The sequence below is a fragment of the Phocaeicola sp. genome (assembly GCF_048170425.1).
In the GTDB taxonomy this organism is placed as follows: Bacteria; Bacteroidota; Bacteroidia; order Bacteroidales; family Bacteroidaceae; genus Phocaeicola.
In genome coordinates this window covers 1-5,493 of sequence record NZ_DBEXBB010000022.1, presented here as the reverse complement: position 1 = coordinate 5,493, position 5,493 = coordinate 1, and the positions used below count along the sequence as shown (strand labels likewise).

5 protein-coding genes and 1 tRNA gene are annotated in these 5,493 nt (G+C 45.2%); 5 read left to right on the top strand and 1 reads right to left on the bottom strand.

Annotated features, from left to right (window positions below):
- The first annotated feature begins 240 nt into the window (after positions 1-240).
- Positions 241-699: a DUF4405 domain-containing protein gene (locus tag ACMJ0U_RS00900; RefSeq protein WP_413551854.1), complete on the top strand. Its 459-nt coding sequence runs from the start codon at positions 241-243 to the stop codon at positions 697-699.
- 99 nt (positions 700-798) lie between these two features.
- Here the strand turns inward: ACMJ0U_RS00900 and ACMJ0U_RS00895 are convergent.
- Positions 799-883 (bottom strand) — tRNA-Ser (locus ACMJ0U_RS00895).
- Positions 884-1,148: 265 nt separating this feature from the next.
- Between ACMJ0U_RS00895 and ACMJ0U_RS00890 the strand changes: the two genes are divergently transcribed.
- The 4 genes from ACMJ0U_RS00890 to ACMJ0U_RS00875 all read left to right on the top strand — a co-directional run.
- The gene (locus ACMJ0U_RS00890) at positions 1,149-3,155 is read left to right on the top strand and encodes a cytochrome c biogenesis protein CcdA (protein ID WP_417127537.1); all 2,007 of its coding nucleotides are present in this window, start codon (positions 1,149-1,151) and stop codon (positions 3,153-3,155) included.
- Between the two features lie 5 nt (positions 3,156-3,160).
- Positions 3,161-4,456 (top strand): serine dehydratase subunit alpha family protein, encoded by a 1,296-nt coding sequence (locus ACMJ0U_RS00885; RefSeq protein WP_417127535.1) that lies wholly within the window; start codon positions 3,161-3,163, stop codon positions 4,454-4,456.
- Positions 4,457-4,468: 12 nt separating this feature from the next.
- Positions 4,469-5,110, top strand: coding sequence for a helix-turn-helix domain-containing protein (locus ACMJ0U_RS00880; RefSeq protein ID WP_417127533.1), 642 nt, complete (start codon positions 4,469-4,471; stop codon positions 5,108-5,110).
- Between the two features lie 8 nt (positions 5,111-5,118).
- On the top strand, positions 5,119-5,493 hold a 375-nt coding region (locus tag ACMJ0U_RS00875), incomplete at its 3' end, for an alanine:cation symporter family protein (RefSeq protein WP_417127531.1).

Here is a 5,493-nt window from a genome sequence, read left to right as displayed (position 1 = left end):
TACCAGCACCTGTTCCTGTCCCGTATCAAGAATACACCACAACAGAGATACGAAGAACTGTTGAAGGAATATCCAAACATCATCCAACGGGTGCCGCAACATTACATAGCCTCCTATCTTGGCATTACTCCCGTTTCGCTGTCCCGCATCAGAAACCGCCGCTAAACTCCATTTCTTTACAATTGTTATCGTCCGTTTCCAATAAAGTAGTGACCTTTGCACCATTAAATTTGGAAATGTATGAAAAGAGTTTTTGTAATAGACTGGATTTTAATCGTTGTATTCATCGTGTCTGCCATTTCAGGAATTGGTCTGCACATAGCCGGACATGGGAACAGCCACGAAGTATGGCATAACTGGGCAGTGGTTCATGTCTTGGGCAGTATATTGTTCCTTGTTGCCATCATATTCCATGTGACAACACACTGGGGATGGTATAAGGGAATCATAAAAAACGGAATAGGCAGGAAAAGCAAGGTTACAGCAGTCCTGTCTATCATATTTTTATTGCTGTCCGTTACAGGTATCGTATTACTTGGTGTAAGCGGAGCAAACACACCACTTGGCTTATGGCATTATAAAATTGGTGTTATGACGACTGTCATAGCTGTCGGACACATTGTAAAGCGATTGCCTGTTCTTCGCAAATCCTTAAACACAAAAAACAGTAAGTTCCCAACATCGAACTTTCTTTTGTAAGAGGATGTTCGGGAATAGTTTGAGAATACCCAATATTACATTATTTGGGTGTAAAAAAGGGTGTAAATCTTGCAAATGCTTGATTTACACCCTTTATTGCGGAGAGACAGGGATTCGAACCCCGGGTACCTCGCAGTACAACGGTTTTCAAGACCGCCGCAATCGACCACTCTGCCACCTCTCCAAAACTCTTCTTGAGAGTTACCTTGTTTTTCAAAGGCGGTGCAAAGGTAGGGATTATTTTTTATTTTGCAAAAAAATGAGGATTTTTTTATGCATATACCTTATGATAAGCTAAAAAAGGAAAATTCCGGAAATGGAAATTGCCGTATTAAAAATAAAAAACGCCTGTGAATCATAGAGCGTCTTATATTATAGTAAGAAAAATGATTATCTTTGTCCTGCTTTTTTACAGAATATAGTTTTATTACATCATCTAAGGTATATTTATGAGTAAGAAAATTCTACTTAGCTGGCTTTTCATGGCCATTTTATGCTTGCCGGTATTGGCCCAGATACAAGAACCGGTAAAGTTTAAGACTGAATGGAAATCGGTTTCTGCCGATGAGGTGGAAATTGTATTTACCGGGAAAATGGAAAAGGGATGGCATGTATATTCTACCGACCTGCCTGAAGGGGGGCCTATTTCGGCTACTTTCAATACGGATAAGCTTGAAGGGGCAGAGATGGTCGGAAAACTGAAACCTGCCGGTAAGGAAATTGACAAGATGGACCCGATATTCGGGATGCAGGTCCGTTTCTTTGAAGGCACGGCTACCTTTGTGCAGAAAATCAAGTTGAAAGGTGGAAAATATGAAGTGAGCGGTTATTTGCAGTATGGTGCTTGTAATGACGAGAACTGTCTGCCTCCTACTAATGTGGAATTTTCTTTCAAAGGAGAAGCTGCTGGAAAGCAAACGGCAGAAGAGGCAGTTGCAACGAAAGAGAATCTCTCATTGGCAGATACGGCATCTGTGGATTTGGTGCCGCTTCGTATCGGTGAAGATACAGCTGATGGCGAAGCTGCTGACTACTGGAAGCCGGTTATTAAGGAGTTAAGTTCGTTCGGTGAGAACGTGAACAATGAATCGCGTTCATGGCTGTATATCTTTTTTGCCGGATTTGTGGGTGGATTGTTAGCATTGTTTACTCCTTGTGTATGGCCGATTATTCCGATGACGGTAAGTTTCTTTCTGAAACGTACCAAGGACAAGCGGAAAGGAATTCGGGATGCATGGACGTATGGCGCTTCTATTGTGGTGATTTATGTCACTTTGGGTCTGGCCATTACGCTGATTTTCGGTGCCAGTGCCTTGAATGATTTATCTACGAGTGCCATATTCAATATTTTGTTCTTCCTGATGCTGGTGGTTTTTGCCGCTTCTTTTTTTGGAGCGTTTGAAATTACCCTTCCGTCGAAGTGGAGCAATGCGGTAGACAGCAAGGCAGAGCAGACTACCGGACTGTTGAGTATTTTCCTGATGGCTTTCACGCTGTCACTGGTTTCTTTCTCTTGCACTGGTCCGATTATCGGTTTCTTGCTGGTGGAAGTTTCTACTTCCGAAAGCATTGTAGCACCGGCTGTCGGCATGTTGGGATTCGCCATAGCACTGGCTTTGCCGTTCACCTTGTTTGCACTCTTCCCGTCATGGCTGAAGTCCATGCCGAAATCGGGAGGCTGGATGAATGTCATTAAAGTGACACTGGGATTCCTGGAACTGGCATTCGCATTGAAATTCCTCTCTGTAGCCGATTTGGCTTACGGCTGGCGCCTGCTGGATCGTGAAACTTTCCTGGCATTGTGGATTGTGATTTTTGCGTTGCTGGGTATGTATCTGTTGGGAAAAATCAAGTTCCCTCACGATGATGACGATACAAAGGTAAGTGTGCCCCGTTTCTTTATGGCGCTTGCTTCTCTGGCATTTGCCGTATATATGGTGCCGGGCTTGTGGGGTGCTCCTTTGAAGGCAGTGAGCGCTTTTGCTCCTCCGATGCAGACACAGGATTTCAATTTATATAAGAATGAAGTGCATGCGAAGTTCAATGACTTTGATGCCGGAATGGAGTATGCCCGTCAGCAGGGAAAACCGGTGATGATTGACTTTACAGGCTATGGTTGTGTGAACTGCCGTAAGATGGAACTGGCTGTATGGACAGATCCTACAGTAAGCAAGCTCTTGAACGAGGATTATGTACTGATTACGCTGTATGTGGATGAAAAGACCAGATTGCCGGAGCCGGTGAAAGTGATGGAAAACAGTACCGAACGTACGCTGCGTACGGTCGGCGATAAATGGAGCTACTTGCAGCGTGCCAAGTTCGGAGCCAATGCACAGCCTTTCTATGTATTGCTCGACAATGAAGGAATGCCGTTGAACAAGTCCTATTCGTATGATGAGGATATTCAGAAATATGTGGAATTCCTGCAAACAGGATTGAAGAATTATAAAAAATAAGCAACATGATTGCACAAGCAGAAAGAGAGCGCATTATCGCACTTATTCAGCGGGAAGTGGTTCCGGCCATTGGTTGTACAGAGCCGGTAGCTGTGGCTCTTTGTGTGGCCAAGGCTACCGAGGTATTGGGAAAGTGTCCGGAAACGATTACCGCACGTCTGAGTGCTAACATCTTGAAAAATGCCATGGGAGTGGGTATTCCCGGTACGGGTATGATTGGTCTGCCTATTGCCATTGCACTGGGAGCCTTGAAGGGAAAGTCGGAATATGGACTGGAAGTCTTGAAAGACATCACTCCCGAGAGTGTGGAAGAAGGAAAGCAGATGATAGCCGGTCAAGGCATTAAGATAGAACTGAAGGACGGCATTGAAGAAAAACTGTATATCGAAGTGGTTTGTTCGGCCGGCAGAGATGAGGCTACGGCCATTATCAGTGGAGGGCATACGAACTTTGTGTATGCAGAGCGGAACGGTCAGGCTTTGTTTGACCATAGAACCAAGGCGGGAGTTGAAGCAGATATGGAAGACGTGGAGCTGAATCTGGGTAAGGTGTATGAATTCGCTACTACGGCTCCGGTGGATGAAATCCGCTTTATTCTTGAGGCCAAACGTCTGAACCTGCAGGCGGCTGAACGTTCTTTTAAGGGAAATTTCGGGCATGAGCTGGGAAAGACCTTGCAGAGCAGCCGTAGCGAACAGAGTATCATGGGAAGCAATACTTTTACGCATATTCTTTCGTATACTTCTGCTGCGTGTGACGCCCGTATGGCAGGTGCCATGATTCCGGTAATGAGTAATTCCGGAAGTGGAAACCAGGGAATTGCTGCCACACTTCCGGTCGTAGTTTTTGCGGAAGAGAATCACAAGACGGAAGAAGAACTGATTCGGGCTTTGGTGCTCAGTCATCTGACAGCTATTTACATCAAGCAGAACCTGGGACGTCTGTCGGCCTTGTGCGGTTGTGTAGTGGCGGCTACAGGCAGCAGTTGCGGAATTACTTACCTGATGGGAGGGGAGTATAAGCAGGTAGCTTATGCCGTGCAGAACATGATTGCCAACCTGACAGGTATGATTTGTGATGGAGCCAAGCCAAGCTGTGCCTTGAAACTGACCAGTGGAGTATCGACCGCTGTGTTCTCTGCCATCCTGGCTATGGAAGGAAAGTGTGTGACTTCAGTAGAAGGTATCATTGAAGACAATGTGGATTTCAGCATCCGTAATCTGACGAAAATCGGTTCTGAAGGCATGAATGAGACCGATAAACTGGTGCTCGACATCATGACGCACAAACATTGTGATTGAGTTGTTCCGGTAATGAAACAGATTACAGACGCAGACTATATACAGCAACTCATTACTGAAGGTGAACATGTGCATCAGGATTTCAAATTTGCCATTTCTGATGCCCGGAAAATAGCTAGGAGCTTGTCGGCTTTTGCCAATACCGGAGGGGGAAGGTTGCTTATAGGAGTAAAAGATAACGGAAAAATAGCAGGAATACGTTCGGAAGAGGAACTTTACATGATAGAAGCTGCAGCTACAATGTATTGTAAGCCTGCCCTGCAACTTGATAACCAGTTATATAAGGTGGAAGGCAAAGATGTGCTGGAGGTTTATGTTCCCGAAAGCAAGGAGAAGCCTGTCTATGCCCTCGATGAAGACAATCGGCCCAAGGCTTACTTGCGCATTAAAGATGAAACAATCTTGGCCACTCCGGTCCACCTGAACGTGTGGTTTCACAATAAAAAAGAAGTGGTAGTGGCTTATACAGAGAAAGAACAGTCTATATTAAATCTGGTGGGGCAGCACGGCGAATTGACGTTGAATAAGTGTGTCAGGCTTTCAGGGCTTCCGCGGAAGCTGGTGATTGGCTTGCTGGCAGATTTTATTCGTTTTGACCTGGTGGAACCGGTATTCAGGGAGCATACATTTTATTTTAAACTCAAATCTGATTAATAAATTTCATGGAGCTATTCACGAATATCATAAATGAAGCCAACTATGTCTTGTGGACTTATGTCCTGATAATCATGTTGCTGGGATGCGCCATCTGGTTTAGTGTTAAGACTCGTTTCGTACAGTTCCGTATGTTGGGTGAGATGATCCGGTTACTGGGTGATTCGACAGCAAAGATAAACGGACACGAGAAACATATCTCTTCTTTTCAGGCTTTTGCCATTTCGCTGGCAAGCCGTGTTGGAACCGGCAATCTGGCTGGTGTGGCAACGGCCCTTACGGTAGGTGGACCAGGAGCGATTTTCTGGATGTGGATTATTGCGCTGCTGGGTTCCAGCAGTGCCTTTGTGGAATCTACGTTAGCCCAGCTTTTTAAAGTCAAA